General features: G+C 65.6%; 2 protein-coding genes and 1 pseudogene. All 3 read left to right on the plus strand.

What is annotated here, in order from left to right; all coding sequences use genetic code 11:
• Positions 1–520 (plus strand): TOBE domain-containing protein (locus tag B3D39_RS11475; protein WP_286789706.1); only part of this gene is annotated, 520 nt, incomplete at its 5' end.
• A gap of 171 nt (positions 521–691) precedes the next feature.
• Positions 692–2068, plus strand: a complete 1377-nt coding sequence (trkA, locus tag B3D39_RS11480) for a Trk system potassium transporter TrkA (protein ID WP_078520699.1) — start codon at positions 692–694, stop codon at positions 2066–2068.
• Between the two features lie 12 nt (positions 2069–2080).
• Positions 2081–2789: pseudogene (locus B3D39_RS11485) on the plus strand (TrkH family potassium uptake protein); the annotation flags it as partial.

Consider the following 2789-nt stretch of genomic DNA (forward strand, 5'->3'; position numbering starts at 1 on the left):
CTTCGTGACCCACGATCAGGAAGAGGCGCTGGTCATGTCGGACCGGATCGCGGTGATGTTCGAGGGTGAGATCGCCCAGCTTGCCGATCCCGAAGTGCTCTATGGTCGCCCGAATTCGCGCCGCGTGGCCGATTTCATCGGGGTGATGAACTTCCTGCCCGCCTCGGTGACGGACGGGTCGGGCGACGCGGTCACGGCAGAGGTTGCGGGGCTTGGCCGACTGGAGGTTGCACAAAGCCAAATCTCGAGCGCGCCTGCTGGTGATGGTGCGGCGGTGGGCTTCCGACCGGAAACCCTAACGCTTCTTTACGAAGGTCAACAGGCCTCCGACCGTGAGGCGCCCGGCACGATCGACGAGGTCGTCTATTACGGCGACATGACCTATTACGACGTGCGCCTCGACGGCACCGAAAAACCGGTCCGTATCTCGATGCGCAACGTGTTCGGCCGCCCCGTACTGGAAGTCGGCACCCGCACCCGCGTCGCATGGTCGCCCGGGGCGCTGGTGCTGTTCCGGTGAAGCGGGCAGGGGGCGCTGCCCCCATCTCCTCCGGAGATTCCCCCGGGATATTTTACCCAAGAGGAAGGGGCTTAGGTTTTCGCCGCGACGTGCGGCTTGCACGTTTGCCATTTGACCACCCCCGGCAACGCGGCCTAGATAGGGGCCAAGTGAGGCGCGGAGGCATTTGCCATGAAGGTCATCATCTGTGGTGCGGGTCAGGTCGGTTGGCAGATCGCGCGCCATCTGGCGGGCGAACGCAACGACGTCACGGTGGTCGATTCCAATCCCGAATTGGTGCGGCGCGCGGCCGATACGCTCGACGTCCAGGGCGTCGTGGGGTTCGCCTCGCATCCCGATATTCTGGAGCAGGCCGGCGCGCGCGACTGCGATCTGATGATCGCCGCGACCCATTCGGACGAGGTCAACATGGTGACCTGTCAGGTCGCGATGTCGGTCTTCGGGATCACGCGCAAGATCGCCCGCATCCGGGCGCAAAGCTATCTGCAGCCGCAGTATTCCGATCTCTATCGCCGGGACCACCTGCCGATCGACGTGATCATCTCGCCGGAGCGCGAGGTGGCCGAGGCCGCGCTGCGACGTCTGGCGGCGCCCTCGACCTTCGACACGGAAAGCTTCCTCGACGAGCAGCTGCAGCTTCTGGGGATCGAGCTCGATGCGGATTGCCCGGTGCTCGACACGCCGCTGCGGCAGCTCACCGATCTGTTCTCGACGCTGCGCGCGGTCGTGGTCGGCATTCGCCGCGAGGGGCGGCTGTTCGCGCCCGAGCCGGGCGATCAGCTGTTCGCGGGCGACCAGATCTATGTCTTCGCCCATGTCGAGGACGTGAACCGGACGCTCGATATCTTCGGCAAATCCACCCAGAAGCAGGAACGCATCGTCATCATCGGCGGCGGGAATGTGGGTCTCAGCGTGGCCAAGGCGCTCGAAGCGCGGACCGAGCGGGTGCGCGCCAAGATCATCGAACGCTCGCGCGCGCAGGCCGAGAAGGCCGCCGATGCGCTGGACCGGACCATCGTGCTCAATGGCGACGGGATGAGCTCGGAGCTGCTGGAGGAGGCGAATATCGCCACCGCCGATGCGGTTCTTGCAATCACCGATGACGACAAGACCAACATCCTCGTCTCGGTGCGCGCCAAGCAGGCGGGCTGCCGCATGGCGATCTGTCTGATCAACGACCCTACGCTCGCGCCCTTGCTGAGTGCGCTCGATATCGACGCCTATATCAACCCGCGCGCGACCACCGTGTCGTCGATCCTGCGCCATATCCGGCATGGCCGGGTGCGCGCGATCTACTCGATCGGGGATGCCGAGGGCGAGGCGATCGAGGCGCAGGTCATGGGCACCTCGCCGATGTCGGGCAAGGCGGTGCGCGACGTCGATTTCCCCGAAGGCGTGTTGATCGGTGCGATCCGCAAGGGCGACAAGATCGTCAAGCCCACCGGCAATACCCGCATTGAAGAAGGCGATATCGTGGTCCTGTTCGCGCTGACCTCCGATGTGCCCGAAGTGGAGCGCCTGTTGCAGGTCTCCATCGACTTCTTCTAAGGGGCGGTCCGCATGGAACGCATGATCAAGGCCTTGCCGCTGCCGATCCTCCTGATGGGAGTCTCGGCGCTGGCGATGTATGTGCCCGCGATCCATGCGCTTTTGACCCACCATCACCACACGGCGCGGGCGTTTTTCTATTCCGCCACGCTGTTCCTCTTCGCGACGGCCCTGATCGGTCTGGCCAACGGGTCGAACCCGCGGCCTGCGCGCGCGGGGCGGGCGAGCCTTCTGATCATGCTCGCTGCCTTCACGGTGCTGCCGCTGATGCTGGCGGTGCCGTTCTATGTCGCGGTGCGGGACACGTCCTTCTTCAACAGCTGGTGGGAGATGGTCTCGGCCTTCACGACCACGGGCGGCACGCTCTACGAGCCCACCCGGCTGGTCGGGTCGGTCCATCTGTGGCGCGGGCTCGTCGCGTGGATGGGTGGGTTCTTCATCCTCGTGATGGCGATCGCGGTGCTCGCGCCGATGCGGCTGGGCGGGTTCGAGGTGTTTTTCTCGGGCGGTCCCTCGGGCGCGCCGGCCGCGGCGGCCCCGGCGGCCGATGGCGGGGCGGAGATGTCCGAGCGCATTGCCCATTACGCGGTGTCGCTCGCCCCGATCTATACCGGGCTGACGGTGCTCTTGTGGGTCTGCCTGCTGATGGCGGGGGACCGGTCGCTGACGGCGTTGATCCATGCGATGTCCACGCTGTCGACCTCGGGGATTTCGCCGGTGG

Source organism: Thioclava sp. UBA3469 (assembly GCF_002378135.1).
Lineage (GTDB): Bacteria > Pseudomonadota > Alphaproteobacteria > Rhodobacterales > Rhodobacteraceae > Thioclava > Thioclava sediminum.